The sequence below is a fragment of the Serratia marcescens genome, assembly GCF_029846115.1.
Lineage (GTDB): Bacteria > Pseudomonadota > Gammaproteobacteria > Enterobacterales > Enterobacteriaceae > Serratia > Serratia marcescens_L.
Window position 1 is genome coordinate 545,637 of record NZ_JARVZZ010000001.1, and the last position, 22,150, is coordinate 567,786.

General features: G+C 52.9%; 38 protein-coding genes. 1 reads left to right on the forward strand and 37 read right to left on the reverse strand.

What is annotated here, in order from left to right; genetic code table 11:
- Window positions 1-10: 10 nt before the first annotated feature.
- The 36 genes from rpsK to fkpA all read right to left on the reverse strand — a co-directional run bounded on the left by rpsK (window position 11) and on the right by fkpA (window position 20,378).
- Window positions 11-400: a 30S ribosomal protein S11 gene (rpsK, locus tag QDT79_RS02490; RefSeq protein ID WP_004929731.1), complete on the reverse strand. Its 390-nt coding sequence runs from the start codon at window positions 398-400 to the stop codon at window positions 11-13.
- Window positions 401-416: 16 nt separating this feature from the next.
- A complete protein-coding gene (gene rpsM, locus QDT79_RS02495; RefSeq protein ID WP_004929734.1) occupies window positions 417-773 on the reverse strand; it encodes a 30S ribosomal protein S13 in 357 nt (118 codons plus the stop codon).
- Window positions 774-921: 148 nt separating this feature from the next.
- Window positions 922-1,038 carry a 50S ribosomal protein L36 gene (gene rpmJ / locus QDT79_RS02500; protein ID WP_002227352.1) on the reverse strand — a complete coding sequence of 39 codons (117 nt, stop codon included), beginning with the start codon at window positions 1,036-1,038 and terminating at the stop codon, window positions 922-924.
- Window positions 1,039-1,071: 33 nt separating this feature from the next.
- Complete coding sequence (secY, locus tag QDT79_RS02505; RefSeq protein WP_004929740.1) at window positions 1,072-2,403, reverse strand: preprotein translocase subunit SecY; 1,332 nt, start codon at window positions 2,401-2,403, stop codon at window positions 1,072-1,074.
- 7 nt (window positions 2,404-2,410) lie between these two features.
- Window positions 2,411-2,845, reverse strand: a complete 435-nt coding sequence (gene rplO / locus QDT79_RS02510; RefSeq protein ID WP_004929742.1) for a 50S ribosomal protein L15 — start codon at window positions 2,843-2,845, stop codon at window positions 2,411-2,413.
- Window positions 2,846-2,848: 3 nt separating this feature from the next.
- The gene (rpmD, locus tag QDT79_RS02515; protein WP_048232028.1) at window positions 2,849-3,028 is read right to left on the reverse strand and encodes a 50S ribosomal protein L30; all 180 of its coding nucleotides are present in this window, start codon (window positions 3,026-3,028) and stop codon (window positions 2,849-2,851) included.
- A gap of 6 nt (window positions 3,029-3,034) precedes the next feature.
- Window positions 3,035-3,535, reverse strand: coding sequence for a 30S ribosomal protein S5 (gene rpsE, locus QDT79_RS02520; protein WP_004929747.1), 501 nt, complete (start codon window positions 3,533-3,535; stop codon window positions 3,035-3,037).
- 14 nt (window positions 3,536-3,549) lie between these two features.
- Window positions 3,550-3,903 (reverse strand): 50S ribosomal protein L18, encoded by a 354-nt coding sequence (gene rplR / locus QDT79_RS02525; protein ID WP_004929748.1) that lies wholly within the window; start codon window positions 3,901-3,903, stop codon window positions 3,550-3,552.
- 9 nt (window positions 3,904-3,912) lie between these two features.
- Window positions 3,913-4,446: a 50S ribosomal protein L6 gene (gene rplF, locus QDT79_RS02530; protein ID WP_004929751.1), complete on the reverse strand. Its 534-nt coding sequence runs from the start codon at window positions 4,444-4,446 to the stop codon at window positions 3,913-3,915.
- Between the two features lie 14 nt (window positions 4,447-4,460).
- A complete protein-coding gene (gene rpsH / locus QDT79_RS02535) occupies window positions 4,461-4,853 on the reverse strand; it encodes a 30S ribosomal protein S8 (RefSeq protein WP_004929753.1) in 393 nt (130 codons plus the stop codon).
- Window positions 4,854-4,883: 30 nt separating this feature from the next.
- Window positions 4,884-5,189 carry a 30S ribosomal protein S14 gene (gene rpsN, locus QDT79_RS02540; protein WP_048232029.1) on the reverse strand — a complete coding sequence of 102 codons (306 nt, stop codon included), beginning with the start codon at window positions 5,187-5,189 and terminating at the stop codon, window positions 4,884-4,886.
- A gap of 13 nt (window positions 5,190-5,202) precedes the next feature.
- A complete protein-coding gene (rplE, locus tag QDT79_RS02545; RefSeq protein ID WP_061800465.1) occupies window positions 5,203-5,742 on the reverse strand; it encodes a 50S ribosomal protein L5 in 540 nt (179 codons plus the stop codon).
- A gap of 14 nt (window positions 5,743-5,756) precedes the next feature.
- Complete coding sequence (rplX, locus tag QDT79_RS02550; RefSeq protein WP_004929758.1) at window positions 5,757-6,071, reverse strand: 50S ribosomal protein L24; 315 nt, start codon at window positions 6,069-6,071, stop codon at window positions 5,757-5,759.
- A gap of 9 nt (window positions 6,072-6,080) precedes the next feature.
- On the reverse strand, window positions 6,081-6,452 hold the full coding sequence (rplN, locus tag QDT79_RS02555) for a 50S ribosomal protein L14 (RefSeq protein WP_000613954.1): 372 nt from the start codon (window positions 6,450-6,452) through the stop codon (window positions 6,081-6,083).
- Between the two features lie 172 nt (window positions 6,453-6,624).
- The gene (gene rpsQ, locus QDT79_RS02560; protein ID WP_004929760.1) at window positions 6,625-6,879 is read right to left on the reverse strand and encodes a 30S ribosomal protein S17; all 255 of its coding nucleotides are present in this window, start codon (window positions 6,877-6,879) and stop codon (window positions 6,625-6,627) included.
- Window positions 6,880-7,071: a 50S ribosomal protein L29 gene (gene rpmC, locus QDT79_RS02565; protein WP_004929762.1), complete on the reverse strand. Its 192-nt coding sequence runs from the start codon at window positions 7,069-7,071 to the stop codon at window positions 6,880-6,882. It abuts the gene before it with no gap.
- A complete protein-coding gene (gene rplP / locus QDT79_RS02570; RefSeq protein ID WP_004929764.1) occupies window positions 7,071-7,481 on the reverse strand; it encodes a 50S ribosomal protein L16 in 411 nt (136 codons plus the stop codon). The genes rpmC and rplP overlap by 1 nt, the downstream gene beginning before the upstream one ends.
- 12 nt (window positions 7,482-7,493) lie before the next feature.
- Complete coding sequence (rpsC, locus tag QDT79_RS02575; RefSeq protein WP_063991193.1) at window positions 7,494-8,192, reverse strand: 30S ribosomal protein S3; 699 nt, start codon at window positions 8,190-8,192, stop codon at window positions 7,494-7,496.
- A 17-nt stretch (window positions 8,193-8,209) separates the two neighbouring features.
- On the reverse strand, window positions 8,210-8,542 hold the full coding sequence (gene rplV / locus QDT79_RS02580; RefSeq protein ID WP_002223844.1) for a 50S ribosomal protein L22: 333 nt from the start codon (window positions 8,540-8,542) through the stop codon (window positions 8,210-8,212).
- Between the two features lie 14 nt (window positions 8,543-8,556).
- Window positions 8,557-8,835, reverse strand: a complete 279-nt coding sequence (gene rpsS / locus QDT79_RS02585) for a 30S ribosomal protein S19 (RefSeq protein ID WP_004929772.1) — start codon at window positions 8,833-8,835, stop codon at window positions 8,557-8,559.
- Window positions 8,836-8,849: 14 nt separating this feature from the next.
- Window positions 8,850-9,674, reverse strand: coding sequence for a 50S ribosomal protein L2 (gene rplB, locus QDT79_RS02590; RefSeq protein ID WP_004929775.1), 825 nt, complete (start codon window positions 9,672-9,674; stop codon window positions 8,850-8,852).
- A gap of 18 nt (window positions 9,675-9,692) precedes the next feature.
- The gene (gene rplW, locus QDT79_RS02595; RefSeq protein WP_004951179.1) at window positions 9,693-9,995 is read right to left on the reverse strand and encodes a 50S ribosomal protein L23; all 303 of its coding nucleotides are present in this window, start codon (window positions 9,993-9,995) and stop codon (window positions 9,693-9,695) included.
- Window positions 9,992-10,597: a 50S ribosomal protein L4 gene (gene rplD / locus QDT79_RS02600; RefSeq protein ID WP_004929779.1), complete on the reverse strand. Its 606-nt coding sequence runs from the start codon at window positions 10,595-10,597 to the stop codon at window positions 9,992-9,994. Before rplD ends, rplW begins: the two co-directional genes overlap by 4 nt.
- Window positions 10,598-10,607: 10 nt before the next feature.
- Entirely contained in the window at window positions 10,608-11,237 is a 630-nt protein-coding gene (gene rplC / locus QDT79_RS02605) for a 50S ribosomal protein L3 (protein ID WP_015379265.1), read from the reverse strand.
- A gap of 32 nt (window positions 11,238-11,269) precedes the next feature.
- Window positions 11,270-11,581, reverse strand: a complete 312-nt coding sequence (gene rpsJ / locus QDT79_RS02610; RefSeq protein ID WP_001181005.1) for a 30S ribosomal protein S10 — start codon at window positions 11,579-11,581, stop codon at window positions 11,270-11,272.
- 381 nt (window positions 11,582-11,962) lie between these two features.
- Complete coding sequence (gene bfr, locus QDT79_RS02615) at window positions 11,963-12,442, reverse strand: bacterioferritin (RefSeq protein ID WP_019456183.1); 480 nt, start codon at window positions 12,440-12,442, stop codon at window positions 11,963-11,965.
- Window positions 12,443-12,515: 73 nt separating this feature from the next.
- Window positions 12,516-12,710, reverse strand: coding sequence for a bacterioferritin-associated ferredoxin (gene bfd, locus QDT79_RS02620; RefSeq protein ID WP_015379266.1), 195 nt, complete (start codon window positions 12,708-12,710; stop codon window positions 12,516-12,518).
- 131 nt (window positions 12,711-12,841) lie between these two features.
- The gene (gene tuf / locus QDT79_RS02625; RefSeq protein WP_055314187.1) at window positions 12,842-14,026 is read right to left on the reverse strand and encodes an elongation factor Tu; all 1,185 of its coding nucleotides are present in this window, start codon (window positions 14,024-14,026) and stop codon (window positions 12,842-12,844) included.
- A gap of 70 nt (window positions 14,027-14,096) precedes the next feature.
- Window positions 14,097-16,211, reverse strand: a complete 2,115-nt coding sequence (fusA, locus tag QDT79_RS02630; RefSeq protein ID WP_063991662.1) for an elongation factor G — start codon at window positions 16,209-16,211, stop codon at window positions 14,097-14,099.
- A gap of 93 nt (window positions 16,212-16,304) precedes the next feature.
- Window positions 16,305-16,775 (reverse strand): 30S ribosomal protein S7, encoded by a 471-nt coding sequence (rpsG, locus tag QDT79_RS02635; RefSeq protein WP_004956203.1) that lies wholly within the window; start codon window positions 16,773-16,775, stop codon window positions 16,305-16,307.
- 96 nt (window positions 16,776-16,871) lie between these two features.
- On the reverse strand, window positions 16,872-17,246 hold the full coding sequence (gene rpsL / locus QDT79_RS02640) for a 30S ribosomal protein S12 (RefSeq protein ID WP_004930426.1): 375 nt from the start codon (window positions 17,244-17,246) through the stop codon (window positions 16,872-16,874).
- Window positions 17,247-17,389: 143 nt separating this feature from the next.
- Window positions 17,390-17,677 carry a sulfurtransferase complex subunit TusB gene (gene tusB, locus QDT79_RS02645; RefSeq protein ID WP_063991663.1) on the reverse strand — a complete coding sequence of 96 codons (288 nt, stop codon included), beginning with the start codon at window positions 17,675-17,677 and terminating at the stop codon, window positions 17,390-17,392.
- 9 nt (window positions 17,678-17,686) lie between these two features.
- Window positions 17,687-18,046 (reverse strand): sulfurtransferase complex subunit TusC, encoded by a 360-nt coding sequence (gene tusC, locus QDT79_RS02650; protein ID WP_063918427.1) that lies wholly within the window; start codon window positions 18,044-18,046, stop codon window positions 17,687-17,689.
- 7 nt (window positions 18,047-18,053) lie between these two features.
- Window positions 18,054-18,443, reverse strand: coding sequence for a sulfurtransferase complex subunit TusD (gene tusD, locus QDT79_RS02655; protein WP_033636259.1), 390 nt, complete (start codon window positions 18,441-18,443; stop codon window positions 18,054-18,056).
- Window positions 18,443-19,165: a helix-turn-helix transcriptional regulator gene (locus QDT79_RS02660; protein WP_308316179.1), complete on the reverse strand. Its 723-nt coding sequence runs from the start codon at window positions 19,163-19,165 to the stop codon at window positions 18,443-18,445. Before QDT79_RS02660 ends, tusD begins: the two co-directional genes overlap by 1 nt.
- Window positions 19,166-19,538: 373 nt before the next feature.
- The gene (fkpA, locus tag QDT79_RS02665; RefSeq protein ID WP_016930330.1) at window positions 19,539-20,378 is read right to left on the reverse strand and encodes an FKBP-type peptidyl-prolyl cis-trans isomerase; all 840 of its coding nucleotides are present in this window, start codon (window positions 20,376-20,378) and stop codon (window positions 19,539-19,541) included.
- Between the two features lie 356 nt (window positions 20,379-20,734).
- Between fkpA and QDT79_RS02670 the strand changes: the two genes are divergently transcribed.
- The gene (locus tag QDT79_RS02670) at window positions 20,735-20,962 is read left to right on the forward strand and encodes a SlyX family protein (RefSeq protein ID WP_025304503.1); all 228 of its coding nucleotides are present in this window, start codon (window positions 20,735-20,737) and stop codon (window positions 20,960-20,962) included.
- 15 nt (window positions 20,963-20,977) lie between these two features.
- On the opposite strand, the gene QDT79_RS02675 is transcribed toward QDT79_RS02670, so the two are convergent.
- Window positions 20,978-22,150 carry a MalY/PatB family protein gene (locus QDT79_RS02675; RefSeq protein ID WP_130018349.1) on the reverse strand — a complete coding sequence of 391 codons (1,173 nt, stop codon included), beginning with the start codon at window positions 22,148-22,150 and terminating at the stop codon, window positions 20,978-20,980.

Genomic DNA, 22,150 nt, shown 5'->3' on the forward strand with positions numbered 1-22,150 from the left:
AAAAGCTGCGTTACACGCGGCGCTTTTTCGGCGGACGACAACCGTTATGAGGGATCGGAGTCACATCAGTAATATTAGTGATGCGGAAACCAGCCGCGTTCAGAGCGCGGATAGTAGACTCACGACCAGGACCAGGTCCTTTAACCATAACTTCCAGGTTCTTGATACCGTATTCTTTTACTGCGTCAGCACAACGTTCTGCTGCAACCTGTGCTGCGAACGGAGTGGACTTACGAGAACCACGGAAACCGGAACCACCGGCTGTTGCCCAACCCAAAGCATTACCCTGACGATCAGTGATGGTAACGATGGTGTTGTTGAAAGAAGCATGGATATGAGCCACGCCGTCAGAGACTTGCTTTCTTACACGCTTACGTGTACGAACAGGTGCCTTTGCCATTATTCAATAACCCCGATTATTTCTTGATCGGCTTGCGCGGACCCTTACGGGTACGAGCGTTGGTCTTGGTGCGCTGACCGCGTACCGGCAGACCACGACGATGACGCAAACCACGATAGCAACCAAGGTCCATAAGACGCTTGATGCTCAGGGTAATTTCACGACGCAAATCACCCTCGACGGTGTATTTGGCAACTGCATCACGAAGCTTTTCGATTTGCTCTTCAGACAGCTCACTGATCTTAACATTTTCAGCAATACCCGTGGATGCACAGATAGCCTGTGAACGGGTTTTACCGATACCGAAGATCGACGTTAAGGCGATAACGGTATGTTTATGATCAGGAATGTTAATGCCTGCTATACGGGCCACTATGCACTCCTACTATTTTATACAGCAACACCATTCTGAAAAGCCCGTTTTCAGGATACTCAAATAGTGTTGCAGTGCGACATACAAAAGATTGGCTGGCTAATCTAGCCAGCTCAACCCAACTTTGCAAGAAAAATATGCGAGATAATCAGCCTTGACGCTGTTTATGCTTCGGCTCGGCGCTGCAAATCACACGAACGACACCGTTACGCTTAACGATTTTGCAGTTACGACATAATTTCTTGACGGAAGCACGAACTTTCATTTTTACTCTCCGTAACTTCTCAAACGAATCTGACTAGCGGTTATAGCCTTTCAGATTTGCTTTCTTCAATGCAGACTCGTACTGACTTGACATCATCAGAGTTTGCACTTGAGCCATAAAGTCCATGATGACGACAACCACGATCAGTAGCGAGGTACCACCAAAGTAGAATGGTACTTTCATTGCATCACGCATGAACTCCGGGATCAGGCAGATGAAAGTAATGTACATCGCGCCCACCAGGGTTAAACGCGTCATTACTTTATCGATATACTTCGCCGTTTGCTCTCCCGGACGAATTCCTGGTACGAAGGCACCGGACTTCTTCAGGTTATCTGCTGTCTCACGCGGGTTGAAGACCAACGCCGTGTAGAAGAAACAGAAGAAGATGATTGCAGACGCATAGAGTAACACATAAAGCGGTTGCCCTGGCTGCAAATACAGCGAAATCGTAGTCAGCCAGTTCCAACCGGTACCGCCCCCAAACCATGATGCAATCGTGGCCGGGAACAGAATAATGCTGGAAGCGAAAATCGCCGGGATAACACCCGCCATGTTCACTTTCAACGGTAAATGTGTACTCTGTGCTGCATAAACACGACGACCTTGTTGACGCTTCGCATAGTTAACGACGATACGACGTTGACCACGCTCGATGAAAACAACGAAGAAGGTTACTGCAAACACCAATACTGCAACCAACAGCAGCAGGAGGAAGTGCAGGTCGCCTTGCCGCGCTTGCTCGATAGTATGGGCCACTGCCGGCGGGAGCCCCGCTACAATACCCGCGAAGATAATGATCGAGATACCGTTACCGATACCGCGCTCAGTAATCTGCTCACCCAGCCACATCAGGAACATTGTCCCGGTTACCAGGCTCACAACCGCAGTAAAGTAGAATGCAAAGCCTGGGTTTAACACCAGGCCCTGCATACCAGGCATATTCGGCAGACCGGTAGCAATACCGATCGACTGGAATATGGCCAATACCAGCGTACCGTAACGGGTGTACTGGCTAATCTTGCGACGGCCAGCCTCCCCTTCTTTCTTGATTTCCGCCAACGCTGGATGAACCACCGTCAGCAACTGGATAATGATCGACGCCGAGATATACGGCATGATCCCCAGAGCAAAGATAGAAGCACGGCTGAGGGCACCACCAGAGAACATGTTAAACATTTCAATGATAGTGCCTCTCTGCTGCTCAAGCAATTTGGCAAGCACAGTGGCATCGATACCAGGAATCGGAATGAAAGAGCCGATACGGAAGACAATCAGCGCGCCGATTACAAACAAAAGTCTGCGCTTCAGCTCGCCGAGCCCGCCTTTAGCACTTTGAAAATCTAATCCTGGTTGCTTAGCCATCTGCTACTTATTCCTCAATTTTACCGCCAGCAGCCTCGATAGCAGCACGAGCGCCTTTGGTGACACGCAGACCACGCAGGGTTACCGGACGAGCGACTTCGCCAGAAAGTACAACTTTCGCGAATTCGATCTGGACACCAACTACGTTAGCGGCTTTCAGCGCGTTCAGGTCGATAACATCGCCTTCAACCAGAGCCAGTTCAGACAGACGAACTTCTGCCGTGATCATCGCTTTGCGTGAAGTGAAGCCGAATTTCGGCAGACGACGGTACAGAGGCATCTGACCACCTTCGAAACCACGACGTACGCCACCGCCAGAACGAGACTTCTGACCTTTGTGACCACGGCCGCCGGTTTTACCCAGGCCAGAACCAATACCACGACCTACACGCTTAGGCGCATGCTTGGCACCTTCAGCCGGAGACAGAGTATTTAAACGCATCTGTTACTCCTCAACTTTAACCATGTAGGAAACCAGGTTGACCATACCGCGAACAGCAGGAGTATCCTCGCGCTCTACGGTGTGACCAATACGACGCAGACCCAGACCGAGCAGAGTAGCTTTATGCTTCGGCAGACGGCCAATTGAGCTGCGAGTTTGTGTAACTTTAATAGTCTTAGCCATGGTCAATTACCCCAGAATGTCGGCAACGGATTTACCACGCTTAGCAGCGACCATTTCAGGAGACTTCATATTCGCCAGAGCGTCGATAGTTGCACGAACCACGTTGATCGGGTTGGTGGAACCATAAGCTTTAGCCAATACGTTGTGCACCCCAGCAACTTCGAGAACGGCGCGCATTGCACCACCCGCGATGATACCGGTACCTTCATGAGCAGGCTGCATGAACACGCGAGAACCCGTGTGAGCGCCCTTAACAGGGTGCTGCAGGGTGCCGCTGTTCAGCGCGACGTTCATCATGTTGCGACGGGCTTTTTCCATCGCTTTCTGGATCGCTGCTGGAACTTCGCGTGCTTTGCCGTAGCCAAAACCAACGCGACCGTTACCATCACCAACTACAGTCAGTGCGGTAAAGCTGAAAATACGGCCACCTTTTACGGTTTTAGATACGCGGTTTACCGCGATCAGCTTTTCCTGCAGTTCGCCAGCTTGTTTTTCGATGTGAGCCATCTTAAACCTCTTCCTTAGAACTGAAGGCCAGCTTCACGGGCAGCATCTGCCAGTGCCTGGACTCGACCATGATATTGGAAACCGGAACGGTCAAAGGATACTTTCGCAATCCCTTTTTCCAACGCGCGCTCAGCCAGAGCTTTACCTACGGCTGCTGCTGCGTCTTTGTTACCGGAATACTTCAGTTGCTCCGCGATAGCTTTTTCTAAAGTAGAAGCGGCTACCAGTACTTCAGAACCGTTTGGAGCAATCACCTGTGCGTAAATGTGACGCGGGGTACGATGTACCACCAGGCGGGTTGCACCCAGCTCTTGGAGCTTGCGGCGTGCGCGGGTCGCACGACGGATACGAGCAGATTTCTTATCCATAGTGTTACCTTACTTCTTCTTAGCCTCTTTGGTACGCACGACTTCGTCGGCGTAACGAACACCTTTGCCTTTGTAAGGCTCAGGACGACGGTAAGCACGCAGATCTGCTGCTACCTGGCCAATGACCTGCTTATCAGCGCCTTTCAGCACGATTTCAGTTTGGCTTGGGCATTCAGCAGTGATACCTGCCGGCAGCTGGTGATCGATAGGGTGAGAGAAGCCCAGGGCCAAATTCACCACGTTGCCTTTAACGGCAGCACGATAACCAACACCTACCAGTTGAAGCTTTTTGGTGAAGCCTTCGGTAACACCAACAACCATTGCGTTCAGCAGAGCGCGCGTGGTACCCGCTTGAGCCCATGCGTTAGCAAAACCTTCGCGCGGAGCGAAAGTCAGTGCGTTAGCTTCTTGCTTCACTTCAACGGCGTCGTGGATAGTACGAGTCAACTCGCCGTTTTTACCCTTAATCGAAATAACCTGACCGTTGAGTTTTACCTCTACGCCGGCAGGAATGACGACGGGTGCTTTTGCAACACGAGACATTCTTTCCTCCCGAATTAAGCTACGTAGCAGATAATCTCGCCACCAAGACCAGCCTGGCGAGCTGCACGATCGGTCATAACACCTTTAGAGGTAGAAACAACAGCGATACCCAAACCGGCCATAACTTTTGGCAGCTCATCTTTTTTCTTGTAGATGCGCAGACCTGGACGGCTGATACGTTGAATGCTTTCTACCACAGCTTTGCCCTGGAAGTACTTCAGTACCAGTTCCAGAACAGGCTTGGCGTCGCCTTCGATTTTGAAATCTTCAATAAAACCTTCTTCCTTCAGCACGTTGGCAATTGCCACTTTCAGCTTGGAGGAAGGCATGGTGACCGCAACTTTGTTCGCGGCTTGACCGTTACGGATACGGGTCAGCATATCCGCGATCGGATCTTGCATGCTCATCTGTCTTTACTCCCGTGATTCAATTGGTAATTACCAGCTAGCCTTTTTCAAGCCTGGTACTTCACCGCGCATAGCGGCTTCACGAAGCTTAATACGGCTCAACCCGAATTTGCCCACATAACCATGTGGACGGCCAGTTTGGCGGCAGCGTTTACGCTGACGAGACGGGCTGGAATCACGCGGCAGAGTTTGCAGCTTGAGAACGGCATTCCAACGATCTTCATCGGATGCGTTCACATCAGAGATAATAGCTTTCAGTTCAACGCGTTTTGCAAAGAACTTGTCAGCTAATTTCACGCGCTTGACTTCGCGTGCTTTCATTGATTGCTTAGCCATCAGTAACCCTGCCTTACTTGCGGAACGGGAAGTTAAAAGCAGCCAGCAGCGCGCGGCCTTCATCATCAGATTTCGCAGTAGTGGTAATGGTAATATCCAAACCACGAACGCGATCGACTTTGTCGTAGTCGATTTCTGGGAAGATGATTTGCTCACGCACGCCCATGCTGTAGTTGCCACGGCCATCGAATGACTTGGCGGACAGGCCACGGAAGTCACGGATACGTGGAACAGCAATGGAGATCAGGCGCTCAAAGAACTCCCACATGCGTTCGCCACGCAGAGTTACTTTACAGCCGATCGGATAGCCCTGACGGATTTTGAAGCCTGCAACAGATTTGCGGGCTTTGGTGATCAACGGTTTTTGACCGGAGATAGCTGTCAGGTCCGCTGCGGCGTTATCCAGCAGTTTCTTGTCAGCAATCGCTTCACCAACACCCATGTTCAGGGTGATCTTCTCGACCCGAGGGACTTGCATGACAGAGTTGTAATCAAACTGAGACATCAGTTGTTTGACTACCTCGTCTTTGTAGTAATCATGCAGTTTCGCCATCGTATTACTCCAAATTACTTGATAGTTTCGCTGTTAGATTTGAAGAAACGGACTTTTTTGCCGTCTTCGAATCTAAAGCCTACACGGTCAGCCTTGCCGGTAGCCGCGTTGAAGATAGCAATGTTAGAAACCTGAATTGCAGCTTCTTTTTCAACAATGCCGCCTGGTTGGTTCAGAGCCGGAACCGGCTTCTGGTGTTTCTTAACCAGGTTGATGCCTTCAACAATGACCTTGCCAGCAGACAGGACATTTTTTACTTTACCGCGCTTACCTTTGTCTTTCCCGGTAATCACGATAACTTCGTCATCACGACGGATCTTCGCTGCCATGTTCGCTCCTTAGAGTACTTCTGGTGCCAGAGAGATAATTTTCATGAACTTCTCATTACGCAGTTCACGAGTTACCGGCCCAAAAATACGCGTACCGATAGGCTGCTCGCTGTTATTGTTCAAAATAACGCATGCATTGCCATCGAAGCGAATGACAGAACCGTCCGGGCGACGTACACCCTTCTTGGTGCGCACCACTACCGCCTTCAGAACATCGCCTTTCTTCACCTTACCGCGAGGAATTGCTTCCTTGATGGTAATTTTGATGATGTCGCCGACGCCTGCGTAGCGACGGTGCGAGCCACCTAGAACCTTGATACACATTACGCGACGTGCACCGGAGTTGTCGGCGACGTTCAGCATAGTCTGTTCTTGGATCATTTTAGTGCTCCGCTAATGTCAACTACTACTTTAAAGACCCAAGTAAAAATTAGGCCGTTGAAAAGCCCCATAACCGAGGGCGCAGCATTATAACACCGCTTACTTGGTATGGGTAGAAAAAATAAACGGCTCATTTTCTGAGCCGTTTATTAAGTGAGAGCCAGCTACTCTATTACAGAATCGCTTTCTCTACAACGCGAACCAACGTCCAGGACTTAGTCTTGGACAGTGGGCGGCATTCGCGGATTTCCACCACGTCGCCGGTACCACATTCGTTGTTCTCGTCATGTACGTGCAGCTTGGTCGTACGTTTGATGAATTTCCCGTAGATCGGGTGCTTCACAGTACGTTCGATAGCAACAACGATGGATTTCTCCATTTTATCGCTAACAACACGACCCTGCAGGGTACGGATAACTTCAGTCATTTACACACCCGCCTTTTGAGTCAGTAAAGTCTTAACGCGTGCGACGTCACGACGCACTTGTTTCAACAGGTGAGTTTGTTGCAGCTGGCCACTGGCCGCCTGCATGCGCAAGTTGAATTGCTCACGCAGCAGGTTGAGCAGCTCGGCATTCAGCTCTTCAACGCTTTTTTCACGCAGCTCTTGTGCTTTCATTACATCACCGTCTTAGTTACAAAGGTGGTTTTGATCGGCAGTTTCGCTGCTGCCAGTTTGAATGCCTCGCGGGCAACCTCTTCTGGCACGCCGTCCATTTCGTACAGGACCTTACCAGGCTGGATCAGGGCAACCCAATACTCCACGTTACCCTTACCTTTACCCATACGCACTTCCAGCGGCTTCTCGGTGATCGGTTTGTCCGGGAATACACGGATCCAGATCTTGCCTTGACGCTTAACTGCACGAGTCATTGCACGACGAGCTGCTTCGATTTGACGAGCAGTCAGACGGCCACGGCCAACAGCTTTCAGACCGAAAGTGCCGAAGCTAACATCCGTACCTTGCGCCAGACCACGGTTGCGGCCCTTGTGCACCTTACGGAATTTTGTACGCTTTGGTTGTAACATCAGCGACTCTCCTTACTTGCGGCCTTTACGCTGCTGCTTTTTAGGTTGAGCAGCCGGTTCCGGTTGTTCAACTGCAGCCATACCACCCAGGATCTCACCTTTGAAGATCCATACCTTAACGCCGATTACACCATAAGTGGTGTGCGCTTCAGATGTGTTGTAGTCGATGTCCGCACGCAGAGTGTGCAATGGAACACGACCTTCGCGGTACCATTCGGTACGTGCGATTTCAGCGCCGCCAAGACGGCCGCTTACTTCAACTTTGATACCTTTAGCGCCAAGACGCATTGCGTTCTGTACTGCACGCTTCATAGCACGACGGAACATAACGCGACGTTCCAGCTGAGAAGTGATGCTGTCAGCAACCAATTTAGCGTCGAGTTCCGGTTTACGGACTTCGGCGATGTTGATCTGTGCAGGAACGCCAGCGATGTTCGCTACGACCTTGCGCAGTTTTTCGACGTCTTCACCTTTCTTGCCGATAACGATGCCTGGGCGAGCAGTGTGAATGGTCACACGGATGCTCTTCGCAGGACGCTCGATAACGATGCGAGAAACGGAAGCTTTCGACAGTTCCTTAGTCAGGAATTGACGAACTTTAAAGTCGCTGTCCAGGTTGTCAGCGAATTCTTTGGTATTCGCATACCAAGTAGAGTTCCAAGGTTTGACAATACCCAGGCGAATACCATTAGGATGTACTTTCTGACCCATTGCTAGTCTCCAGAGTCTCAGCGATCGGACACAACCACAGTAATGTGGCTGGTGCGCTTCAGGATGCGATCTGCACGACCTTTTGCACGCGGCATAATGCGCTTCATGCTTGGGCCTTCGTCTACGAAGATTTTCGTAACTTTCAGATCATCGATGTCAGCGCCATCGTTGTGTTCTGCGTTAGCAATGGCAGACTCCAGCACTTTCTTAACCAGACCAGCAGCTTTCTTGTTGGTGTAGGTCAGAGTTTCCAGAGCTTGCGACACTTTCTTACCGCGAATCAGGTCAGCAACAAGGCGAACCTTCTGAGCAGAAGAACGAGCGTGGCGATGTTTAGCGATAGTTTCCATCTCTTCCTCCTACCTTAGCGCTTTTTAGCTTTTTTATCAGCCGCATGGCCGCGATAAGTACGAGTCGGCGCGAATTCACCCAGTTTGTGACCGACCATTTCATCGGAAACGAACACTGGTACGTGCTGACGACCATTATGGACAGCGATGGTCAAACCGATCATGTTAGGAAAGATCGTTGAACGACGGGACCAAGTGCGCAAAGGCTTCTTGTCACCGCTTTCCACCGCTTTCTCTACCTTCTTCAGCAAGTGCAGGTCAATAAAAGGACCTTTCTTGAGAGAACGTGGCATGGCTTATCCTCTAATTATTTTTTGCTACGGCGACGTACGATGAACTTATCAGTACGCTTGTTGCTACGGGTCTTCTTACCTTTGGTCTGAACGCCCCACGGAGTTACCGGGTGCTTACCAAAGTTACGACCTTCACCACCACCGTGCGGGTGATCTACCGGGTTCATCGCCGTACCGCGAACGGTAGGACGAACACCACGCCAACGTGCAGCACCTGCTTTACCCAGAACGCGAAGCATGTGTTCAGCGTTACCGACTTCACCCAGGGTGGCGCGGCAATCAGCTGGAACTTTACGCATTTCGCCGGAGCGCAGACGCAGAGTTACGTAGGAACCATCACGAGCAACGATCTGAACGTAGGCGCCAGCGGAGCGAGCCATCTGGCCGCCTTTACCTGGTTTCATTTCTACGTTGTGAACCGTTGAACCAACTGGAATGTTGCGCATCGGCAGGGTGTTACCCGCTTTGATTGCAGCATCAACGCCAGATTGAATCTGGTCACCAGCTTTCAGGCCTTTCGGCGCCAGGATGTAACGGCGTTCGCCGTCTTTGTACAGAACCAGCGCGATGTTCGCGGAACGGTTCGGATCGTACTCCAGACGCTCAACCACAGCAGGGATACCGTCTTTGTTGCGCTTGAAGTCAACCAGACGATAATGTTGCTTGTGGCCACCACCGATATGACGGGTGGTGATACGGCCATTGTTGTTACGACCACCGCTTTTGCTCAGTTTTTCCAGCAGCGGGGCATAAGGTTTACCCTTGTGCAGCTCAGGGTTAACCACTTTAACAACGTGGCGACGACCCGGAGATGTAGGTTTACATTTAACAATTGCCATTGTTCTTACTCCTCCGACTTACTCTGCGCCGCCGATGAAGTCCAGATTCTGGCCTTCTTTCAGGGTGACGTAAGCTTTTTTCCAGTCGCTACGACGACCAACACGCTGACCGTGACGCTTCACTTTCCCTTTAACTACCAGGGTGTTCACGTCTTCGACTTCGACTTCAAACAGTTTCTGCACTGCAGCTTTGATTTCTGCTTTGGTCGCGTCTTTGGCAACTTTGAGAACGATGGTGTTGCTTTTTTCCATCGCAGCGGATGCTTTTTCAGATACGTGCGGTGCACGCAGCACTTTCAGCAAACGTTCTTCACGGATCATGCCAGCATCTCCTCAACTTGCTTCACAGCATCAGCAGTCATAACCACTTTGTCGAAGGCGATCAGGCTAACCGGATCGATACCTGCTACATCGCGCACGTCAACCTTGTACAGGTTGCGAGCTGCCAGGAACAGATTCTCATCCAGTTCACCGGTCACGATCAGCACGTCTTCCAGAGCCATATCTTTCAGTTTCTGTGCCAGCAGCTTAGTTTTAGGCGCTTCTACAGAGAACTTCTCGACAACGATCAGACGATCTTGACGTACCAGCTCGGACAGGATGCTTTTCAGCGCGCCGCGGTACATCTTTTTGTTTACTTTCTGACTGTGGTCCTGTGGCTTAGCAGCAAAGGTCACGCCGCCTGAACGCCAGATCGGGCTCTTTACAGAACCTGAACGCGCACGGCCGGTGCCTTTCTGACGCCATGGCTTTTTGCCGGAACCAGTTACTTCAGCACGGGTCTTCTGAGCACGGGTACCTTGACGGGCACCTGCTGCATAAGCAACAACAACCTGGTGTACCAGCGCTTCGTTGAAATCACGACCGAAGGTAGTTTCGGAAACAGTCAGCGCGCTTTGCGCGTCTTTCAATACTAATTCCATTGCTATCCCCTTACGCCTTCACAGCTGGTTTAACGATCAGGTTGCCACCGGTTGCGCCCGGTACAGCACCCTTAACCAGCAGCAGGTTGCGCTCAGCGTCAACACGTACTACGTCCAGGCTCTGAACGGTTACGCGCTCATCACCCAGGTGGCCAGCCATTTTCTTGCCTTTGAACACTTTGCCCGGAGTCTGGTTCTGACCGATAGAACCCGGAACGCGGTGAGACAAGGAGTTACCGTGGGTAGCGTCTTGGGTACGGAAGTTCCAGCGCTTAACAGTGCCAGCAAAACCTTTACCTTTAGAAGTACCGGTAACATCGACTTTTTTAACGTCAGCGAAGATTTCTACGCTAATTTCCTGACCTGCAGCGAACTCTTGACCTTCTTCAAGGCGGAATTCCCACAGACCACGGCCAGCTTCAACGCCAGCTTTAGCGAAATGGCCCGCTTCCGGTTTGGTTACACGGTTAGCTTTTTTGCTACCAGTGGTAACCTGAACGGCACGGTAACCGTCGGTGTCCAGGCTTTTAACCTGAGTCACGCGGTTCGCTTCAATTTCAATTACGGTTACTGGGATAGAAACGCCATCTTCAGTGAAGATACGGGTCATACCCACTTTTTTACCGACTAAACCAATCATTGTTTCAACCTCTCAATCGCTCAATGACCTGATTAACCCAGGCTGATCTGCACGTCTACACCGGCAGCCAGATCCAGACGCATCAGAGCATCAACGGTTTTCTCGGTTGGCTCAACGATGTCAACCAGACGCTTGTGAGTGCGAATCTCGTACTGATCACGCGCGTCTTTGTTGACGTGCGGAGAGATCAGAACGGTAAAGCGCTCTTTGCGAGTTGGCAGCGGGATCGGACCACGGACTTGCGCACCAGTGCGCTTTGCAGTCTCGACGATTTCCGCGGTTGATTGATCGATCAGACGATGATCAAACGCTTTCAGGCGGATACGGATTCTTTGGTTCTGCATGAGACCAGAGCTCCAATTATTTATAAACGTAAATAATTACTCCTCACACCCATTTCGATTGATGGGGGAGTGTAATCGTCAACATATAACCCCCATATCGGGAGTATTGTTCGAAGGGCAAAAAAGCCTGCCAATCGACTGATTCGCTAAAATCAGGCTTACCAAGATTAGGTAAGCCCGCGCATTATACGCAAAATGGCCCAGGAAGCAAGCCGCAGTTGGAAATATGCTCAGGAAATCGTCATTTTTGCGCGTTCAGCGGCAGTAGGCGGGTTAACACGGTGAACAGGGAATGCATTATGCTTGGGCGGGGATATTCTCCCCTGCCCCGCCGTGAAAACGGACGCCGGCAGGAGAGGCAATGGCGAATGGGCGAAAGGCTTATTCTTTGCGCTCCAAAATCTGGGCCTGGGCATAGTTTTGAATACCGAGGCGAGCGATGAGATCCAGCTCGGTCTCCAGCCAGTCGATATGCTCTTCTTCATCGGCCAGGATATCTATCATCAAATCGCGGCTGACGTAATCATGAATCGAGTCGGCATAGGCGATACCTTCGCGCAGGTTTTTGGCGCCCGCTAGCTCCAGAGCCAGATCGGAACGCAGCATCTCTTCAATGTCTTCGCCGATGTTCAGCTTGCCGAGATCTTGCAGGTTAGGGAGCCCTTCCAGGAACAGGATACGCTCGATGTAGCGATCGGCATGTTTCATTTCGTCGATCGACTCGTGGTATTCCTTGTCGTTGAGGCGCATTAAGCCCCAATTCTTGAACATACGGGCGTGCAGAAAATATTGATTGATGGCAACCAGCTCGTTGCCGAGCAGCTTGTTGAGATGAGCAATGATCTTTTTATCGCCTTTCATAGGTAACTCCTCCTGGCCAGTTCTAAAAGTGTAGAACCTGTAAGCCAAGAGTCAAAAATAACCTTACCCTTTGTTAGGCAACTTCATGCATTGGGATGATAGTTCCGCGTTCCTCCACCATAATCTGTCTTGCCTGACGAATGCACTTTCCACAGTCGGTACCAATCGGCACAAGTTCACGCAGCTGCTTCATGGTATGGGGATTGTGCTGACGCACCGCATTACGGATCGCTTTGTCAGTCACCGCATTACACAGACATACATACATAGAGAGACTCACTTCTTAACCAATGCATTGAGTCTAAATAGGAATGGTTTTTATTTCAATTAAGATTTAAACAAATTGTATAAAAAAAGGGCACCGAAGTGCCCTTTTTTGTGTCGAAAAATTATTCGCGATTAAGCGATAACTTTAGCAACAACACCAGCGCCTACAGTACGGCCGCCTTCACGGATTGCGAAACGCAGACCGTCGTCCATCGCGATTGGGTGAATCAGGGTGACAATCATGTTCACGTTGTCGCCTGGCATTACCATCTCTACGCCTTCTGGCAGTTCGATGGTACCGGTCACGTCAGTGGTACGGAAGTAGAACTGTGGACGGTAGCCTTTGAAGAATGGCGTGTGACGACCACCTTCATCTTTGCTCAGGATGTACACTTCAGATTCGAACTGGGTGTGTGGCTTGATAGAGCCTGGCTTAGCCAGTACCTGACCACGTTCGATGTCTTCGCGCTTGATACCACGCAGCAGAACACCTACGTTCTCACCCGCACGGCCTTCGTCCAGCAGTTTGCGGAACATTTCAACGCCAGTACAGGTAGACTTAACGGTGTCTTTGATACCAACGATTTCAACTTCTTCGCCAACTTTGATGATACCGCGCTCAACACGACCGGTAACAACGGTACCACGACCGGAGATGGAGAATACGTCTTCGATTGGCAGCAGGAACGGCTTGTCGATAGCACGCTCTGGCTCTGGGATGTAGCTGTCCAGGGCTTCGGCCAGTTCGATGATTTTCGCTTCCCACTCAGCTTCGCCTTCCAGCGCTTTCAGCGCGGAACCGCGGATTACTGGCAGGTCGTCGCCTGGGAAGTCGTAAGCGGACAGCAGTTCGCGAACTTCCATTTCTACCAGTTCCAGCAGCTCTTCATCATCAACCATGTCGCATTTGTTCATGAATACGATGATGAAAGGAACGCCAACCTGACGACCCAGCAGGATGTGCTCACGGGTCTGAGGCATTGGGCCGTCAGTCGCAGCTACTACCAGGATCGCGCCGTCCATCTGAGCGGCACCGGTGATCATGTTTTTCACGTAGTCGGCGTGCCCTGGGCAGTCAACGTGCGCGTAGTGACGAGTCGGGGTGTCATACTCAACGTGAGAGGTGTTGATGGTGATACCACGAGCTTTTTCTTCTGGCGCGTTATCGATCTGGTCGAAAGCACGTGCAGAACCGCCGTAGGTTTTAGCCAGTACGGTAGTGATCGCTGCAGTCAGGGTAGTTTTACCGTGGTCAACGTGGCCGATAGTACCAACGTTAACGTGCGGTTTTGTACGTTCAAATTTTTCTTTAGACACGGCTATATTCCTTACTATAGCGCTCTCCCCTTCTGGAGAGAGCACGGGACTTTGGTTTTAACCCTGCGGCTTATTTGCCACGGGCTTCGATTACGGCCTGAGCGACGTTGTTCGGTGCATCATCATACTTCAGGAATTCCATGGTGTATGATGCGCGACCTTTAGTCAGAGAACGCAGCTGAGTTGCGTAGCCGAACATTTCGGACAACGGTACTTCAGCGTGGATCTTAACGCCAGTCACTTCAGATTCCTGACCGCGCAGCATGCCGCGACGACGGCTCAAGTCACCGATAACGTCACCGGTGTTCTCTTCTGGAGTCTCAACTTCAACCTTCATGATAGGCTCAAGCAGAACCGGTTTCGCTTTCTTAAAGCCTTCTTTAAAGGCGATAGACGCGGCCAGTTTAAACGCCAGTTCAGAGGAGTCAACGTCGTGGTAAGAACCGAAGTGCAGACGAATACCCATGTCTACTACCGGGTAACCAGCCAACGGACCAGACTTAAGCTGCTCCTGGATGCCTTTATCAACGGCAGGGATGTATTCGCCAGGAATTACACCACCTTTGATGTCGTTGACGAACTCGTAACCTTTCGGGTTAGAGCCCGGCTCCAGTGGGTACATGTCGATCACAACGTGACCATACTGACCGCGACCACCAGACTGCTTGGCGTGCTTACCTTCAACGTCGGTAATCTTCGCGCGAATCGCTTCGCGGTAAGCTACCTGAGGTTTGCCCACGTTAGCTTCAACGTTGAATTCACGCTTCATGCGGTCAACGATGATGTCGAGGTGCAGTTCACCCATACCGGCGATGATGGTCTGGTTAGACTCTTCGTCAGTCCATACGCGGAACGACGGGTCTTCTTTAGCCAGACGGCCCAGAGCCAGACCCATTTTTTCCTGGTCAGCTTTGGTTTTCGGTTCAACGGCGATAGAGATTACCGGCTCAGGGAATTCCATACGCTCCAGGATGATTGGAGAGTCTGGATCACACAGGGTGTCCCCGGTGGTCACGTCTTTCAGACCGATCGCAGCGGCGATATCGCCTGCGCGAACTTCTTTGATCTCTTCACGCTTGTTGGCGTGCATCTGAACGATACGGCCAAAACGCTCGCGCGCAGACTTAACGGAGTTCAGCACGGTGTCGCCGGAGTTAACAACGCCGGAGTACACGCGGAAGAAGGTCAAGTTACCTACGAACGGGTCGGTAGCGATTTTGAACGCCAGAGCAGAGAACGGCTCGTCATCACTTGCGTGACGCTCAGCCGGAGTGTCTTTACCGTCGTCCAGTATACCGTTGATCGCAGGAACGTCAGTTGGTGCCGGCAGGTATTCGATTACCGCATCCAGCATCGCCTGCACGCCCTTGTTCTTGAACGCAGAACCACAGGTAACCAGGATGATTTCGTTGTTCAGTACGCGCTGACGCAGAGCTGCTTTGATTTCTTCCTCGGTCAGATCTTCGCCGCCCAGGTATTTTTCCATCAGCTCTTCGGAAGCTTCCGCAGCGGACTCGATCAGGTTCTGGCGCCATTCTTCAGCCAGATCCATCATGTCAGCCGGGACGTCTTCGTATTCGAAGGTTACGCCTGCGTCTTCTTCGTTCCAGTTGATCGCCTTCATTTTCACCAGGTCGATAACGCCGGTGAATTTGTCTTCTGCGCCGATAGCCAGCTGCAGAGGAACAGGGTTAGCGCCCAGACGAGATTTGATCTGGCCAACAACTTTCAGGAAGTTAGCGCCCATACGGTCCATTTTGTTAACGAACGCGATACGTGGCACTTTGTATTTGTTAGCCTGACGCCATACGGTTTCAGACTGTGGCTGAACACCACCAACAGCACAGTAAACCATTACCGCGCCATCCAGCACACGCATGGAACGTTCTACTTCGATGGTGAAGTCAACGTGCCCTGGGGTGTCGATGATGTTTACGCGATGCGGTTCGAACTGCTTGGCCATACCAGACCAGAAAGCAGTAGTCGCTGCAGAAGTGATGGTAATACCACGCTCCTGCTCCTGTTCCATCCAGTCCATGGTGGCAGCGCCGTCATGAACTTCACCGATTTTGTGGTTTACACCGGTGTAGAACAGAATACGTTCGGTAGTGGTGGTTTTACCGGCGTCGATGTGAGCACTGATACCGATGTTGCGGTAGCGTGCGATGGGTGTTGTACGAGCCATTTGATTCCTCTATTCCTAGGGCGTTCAAGTTCAGTTAACCCAAGCGGGCCGATTTGACGCGCCCGCTTGGTTAGCATGACTACAGCCGGGTGATTACCAGCGGTAGTGGGCGAACGCCTTGTTGGCTTCGGCCATACGGTGAACGTCTTCACGCTTCTTAACAGCAGAACCTTTGTTCTCTGCTGCGTCAGACAGCTCGTTCGCCAGGCGCAGAGCCATGGATTTATCACCGCGTTTACGTGCAGCATCAACGATCCAACGCATTGCCAGAGCATTACGACGAACCGGGCGGACTTCAACTGGTACCTGATAAGTAGAACCGCCAACGCGACGCGACTTAACTTCTACAGTCGGGCGAACGTTGTCGAGAGCGACTTCGAAAGCTTCCAGGTGATCTTTACCAGAACGCTGAGCCAGGGTCTCCAGCGCGGTATAGACGATTGCTTCTGCAGTAGATTTTTTACCGTCTACCATCAGGATATTTACAAATTTGGCCAGCAGCTCAGATCCGAACTTAGGATCTGGCAGGATTTTACGTTGGCCGATTACGCGACGACGTGGCATGGAAATACTCCGTTGTTAATTCAGGATTGTCCAAAACTCTACGAGTTTATTTTGACATTAAAGTTAAAACGTTTGGCCTTACTTAACGGAGAACCATTAAGCCTTTGGCTTCTTCACGCCGTACTTGGAACGAGCTTGCTTACGGTCTTTAACACCGGAGCAGTCAAGTGCACCACGGACGGTGTGGTAACGCACACCTGGCAGGTCTTTTACACGACCGCCACGGATCAGGATTACGGAGTGTTCCTGCAGGTTGTGGCCTTCGCCACCGATGTAGGAAGTTACTTCGAAACCGTTGGTCAAACGCACACGGCAAACTTTACGCAGTGCGGAGTTTGGTTTTTTCGGGGTAGTGGTGTATACGCGGGTGCATACGCCACGTTTCTGCGGGCAGGCTTCCAGCGCTGGAACGTTGCTTTTAGCAGCCTTCACAGAGCGTGGTTTGCGAACCAGCTGGTTAATTGTTGCCATTAAAAAAGCTCCTGGTTTTTGCTTCGTACTAGCTTCGTAAACATGTGATAAATCCCCTCGTATGCACTATTGGCAAAGTACGAGGACGCAGAATTTTAGGGCTGACCAGTATGGGTGTCAAGAAATATACAACATCACTCTCATTACCAGGCCATTTGGCTGCGGTGTTGTTCGGTTAATTCAACGAAGTGATTATAGCCGACGACAGTGATTTTGTGCGAAAAGTGACCAATCAGTCCCCGGGCTTCCAGGTCGTCCTGCAGCGCGTAAAGGGATATGGGGGCGGCGAGCAGCAATTCAAGATGGGCGCTGCCGGCAAGGCCGGCAAGCACGCCGTCCTGCAGCAGCAGCAGCGCGTCCCCCTCCGCCGTCAGGCGCAGCAGGGCGGGTAAGTCACATTGGTTTGGCGAATGGCTCAGGGTATAGAGCATCAGAGGATCCTAAAACGTCATCACGGTGTCGTAGCCGGCCAGTTCGCGGCGCAGTTCGTCCGGCGCCAGCACCTCGGCATCCAGCACCCAATCGGTCACCTGACCCAGCCCGCGTTCCTGCAGCGAAGCCTGGCACAGATAACACCTCTCCACGTCATACAGCGGCAGCACGCCGAAGGTGGCGATGTAATTGCGCGCCAAAATCTTTTCCGGTTGCTGGCCCGGCAACAGCTGCAATACGCCATCGCCGACAAAAAACACCCCCAAGTCTTCACTGAGCGCCGACGTGGCGAGCAGCGCATCCAGCCCTTCCCTGCCACCGGCGCCGCCGTGCGGCCCGTGGGTGAAAACAAAAGCGACTCGTTTCATCATATCCTCAGAACTGCACCAGACGGTCGCAACTCAGCGACGCTTCAGCCAGGGAACCCAGCCCGCTCAGGGTAAAGCCGGGCTGCAGGTTGGCGCTTGCCAACCCCTGTTGCGCCGCCTCCTGCTCGTCGGTGACGCCACGGCGCAGCGCGGCAGCTACGCAGACGTTGAGCGCCACGCCGTGTTGCTGCGCCAACTGGGTCCAGCCGCGCACCAGGTCGAACTCGTCGCTGGCCGGCGCGGTCAGCTGGTTGGCGTTCAACACCCCTTCACGGTAGAAAAAGACGCTGGAAAGCCGGTGCCCTTTCGCCAACAAAGCCTGAGCGAACTGATAGGCGCTGCTGGCCTGCTGCGTGCCGTAAGCCGGGCCGGTGACCAACAGGCAATAATCGAGCATCAACGGTCGCTTCCCAACAGATCGCCGCTCTTGAACTGGCGGATGTACAGATACACGGTGTGTTTGGAGATATTCAGGCGATCCGCCACCTGGTTGATCGCATCCTTGATGTCGAAGATGCCTTTCTCATAGAGGTTGAGCACCACCTGGCGATTCTTGGCGTTATTGGACACCGAGCGGTCGGCGTTCACCTCTTCGATGGTGAACTCGAGCGTCTGCGCCACCAGGTCGTCGACGGAAGACGCGAAATTCACCGACGACGGCACGTCCTGCGTGGCCGGCGGCATAAAGGTCTGCATGATCTGTGAGAACGGCATGTCAAGGTTCATGTTGATGCACAGCAAGCCGATCACCCGCTGCTCGCGATTGCGAATGGCGATGGTCACCGACTTCATCAACACGCCGCTCTTGGCGCGGGTAAAGTAGGCTTTCGACACGCTGCTGTCGTCTCCGGCCATGTCGTGCAGCATGCGCAGCGCCAGGTCGGTGATCGGCGAGCCGATTTTACGCCCGGTATGTTCACCGTTGGCGATGCGTACCGCTGAGCTGTTCAGGTCTTCCAGCGCGTGCAATACGATCTCGCAATGGCCGCCGATCAACATCGCCAGCCCGTCGACCACCGCTTCATAGGATTTCAGGATTTCATGATCCGTCTGAGTAAACGGACGTTCATTCAGCAAATCAAGTTCGCTGGCTTCGCTGGATAAAAGCGAATTCGACATCGAAGATACCACCCTCATAGATCGCCTGTGCCAGGGGGCGCAGCTAAAACCGCTCGGACCGGCTCGCTGCCGTCGTCGGCACGCCGCAGCGCGGCCGGCTGAGAGCGGCATCGAACGGCACGATGACATCCGCGGGCGAGGCGGCCGGGAACAATTTTAGGTACACGCCCTAAGGGGCAGACGCATGACTGATAAGTCAGAATTATTAGTCTAGCAAAGCGGTCGGAGCAAAGTCCTTGCGTTTGCGCGTGGTATTGACGTTAAGCCCGATGCCCGGCAGGCGTCAAGCGTTCAATGGAGAGAGAGGCGGCGGCTGCCGAAATGAAAACCGCCGCGGAAAGCATCCGCGGCGGTGGCAAACAGAGCGACGATGTTATTTCGCTTTAGCGTCAGCTTTCGCATCAGCCGGTTTTTCGGCTTTAGCGTCGGCTTTCGGCGCCGCTTTCACGTCCAGCAGCTCAACGTCAAAGACCAGCGTGGAGTTAGCCGGGATGCCCGGAACGCCGGTTTTGCCGTAGGCCAATGCAGGTGGGATCACCAGCTTGATTTTGCCGCCTTTCTTGATGTGCTTCAGGCCTTCGGTCCAGCCTGGGATCACGCCGTCCAGACGGAACGACAGCGGCTCGCCGCGGGTGTAGGAATTATCGAACTCGGTACCGTCGGTCAGGGTGCCTTTGTAGTTCACTACCACGGTATCGCTGTCTTTCGGAGCTTCACCCGCGCCCGGCTTCTCTACCTGGTACAGCAGGCCGGATTCGGTTTTCTTCACGCCTTTTTCTTTAGCGAAGCTATCGCGGTACTTGGCGCCTTTGGTTTCGTTGTCCTTGGCGTCCTGTTCCATCTTCGCCTGAGCAGAAGCCTTCACGCGCGCTTCGAAGCCCTGCAGGGTCTTCTCGATGTCGGCATCGTTCAGCTTGCTCTTGTTGGCGAACGCGTCCTGAACGCCGGCAATCAGCTGATCTTTGTCCAGCTTGATACCCAGCTTCTCTTGCTCTTTCAGAGAGTTGTCCATGTAACGGCCGAGAGAGGCGCCCAGTGCGTAGGCCGCTTGCTCGTCGTCGTTTTTGAACTTGCCGGTGCTCGGTGCTGCCGCCGCGTCCGCTGGTTTAGCGGCTTCTGCCGGTTTGGCGGCATCGGCTGCCATGACCTGGGTCGCGTTCAGAGCAAAAGCCATGGTGGTTGCCAGAAGCGTGACTTTAAACAAAGATTTCATCCATTTCTCCAGTGTCTGAAGCAATGCCCCAAACAATCATTAGGTAAGATAACCGGGCTACTATAGCTGCCTGAAACAAAACAAAACAGTCGCACAGGTAACCAATCGAGTCAAAGTGTGACTCCCGCTTTGCCAAGAAGTTTCCCACCGTGTGCTACTCGCATGATAAATCAGATTTTTCTTGCAGAATATTCGGCGAGGTTAGCAAAAAACGGCGTATCGGGCGCGCAACTTTTCAGCACTTTACACTGCCGATCGCAACGTTGCGCGCCGTCTGGAGAAATAGCGCGAGCAAACCCGGCGCCAGCTGTTACCATAGCGCCGAATCAGGATTTTATCGCGTCAGAGGTAGCCCCATGCACAACGCCGACATTCAACGCCTGCTACAGCGGCTTGAAGAACTGGAGAGCCGTCAGGCTTTCCAAGAGCTCACCATCGAAGAGCTCAACCAGACCGTTACCCAGCATCAAATGGAAATGCTGAAGATGCGCGAACATTTGCGCATGTTGACCGACAAGCTTCGCTCGACCCAAACCTCAATGATCGCCTCGCAATCGGAAGAAACCCCTCCGCCGCACTATTGAGGGCCCGCCATGCGGTTATTTCAGGCGTGCCAGCCCTTCGACGGCACGCTCGAGATACCGGCGCGGGCACCCCAGGTTGATGCGGATAAAACCGCTCCCCTGCGGGCCGAAACCGCTGCCCATCGACGGTGCCAGCTTCGCCACCGCCACCAGCGCCTGCTGCAAGTCAGCATCGTTCAAACCCAGCGAGCGGCAATCCAGCCAGGCGAGATAAGTCCCTTCAGCCTGGGTCATTGCACACCAGGGCGCGGCGGCCGCCAGCGCCTGCTCAAACCAGCGCCGATTCTCCGCCAGGTAGTCGAGCAGCTCATCAAGCCAGGCTGCGCCCCGTTGATAGGCCGCGGTCGCCGCCGTCATCGACAGCGCGTTGAATACATCCAGCCCGTGGGCGTTCAGCCGATCGACAAACGCCTGCCGAAGCCGGGCGTTGGGGATCAGGAAATTCGAAATGCGCAGCGAGGAGAGGCCGAACGTTTTGCTGGCGGACGTCGCCGCAATCACCCGCTCGCGATATTCCTCGCCCAGATGCAACACCGACGTAAACGTCTCGCCGGGCAGCAGCAAATCGGCCCAAATTTCATCGGAGATCACCGTGACATCGTGGGCGTGACAGAGCGCCATAAGCCGCTCCAGTTCATCGCGGCGCCAGCAACGGCCGGTCGGATTGTGCGGATTGCACAGCAACAACAGCGGCGGTTTACGCTGCGCCAGACAGGCGGCCAGCCGATCGAAATCGATCCGGTATCCCTGCGGGGTTTCCAGCAGCGGGTTTTCAATCACCTCTCTGCCGTTCATGGTGACTATCTTGGCGAACGAGCCATAGTACGGCCCCTGCACCACCACCCCGTCCCCCGGCTTGCTGAGCAGTTGGATCAGCATCGCCAACCCCGGTACTACCCCTTCAATCGACGTGAACCATTCGCGCCGCAGCGGCAAGCCGTGCCGCTTGGCAAACCAGTCGATCGCCGCCTGATAGTAAGCGTCGTCGCGTTCGCTGTAGCCAAAGACGCCGTGCTCCACCCGCTGATGCAGCGCCTGCTGCACCTCTGGCGGGCACGGAAAGTCGAAATCGGACACCCACATCGGCAACAGCTCGCTGCCGTCCAGTTGCAGATAGCGGTCGATGAAGTCCCACTTCACGGAGCCGGTGTTGTGGCGATCGATGATGGCGTTGAAATGACTCGTCAT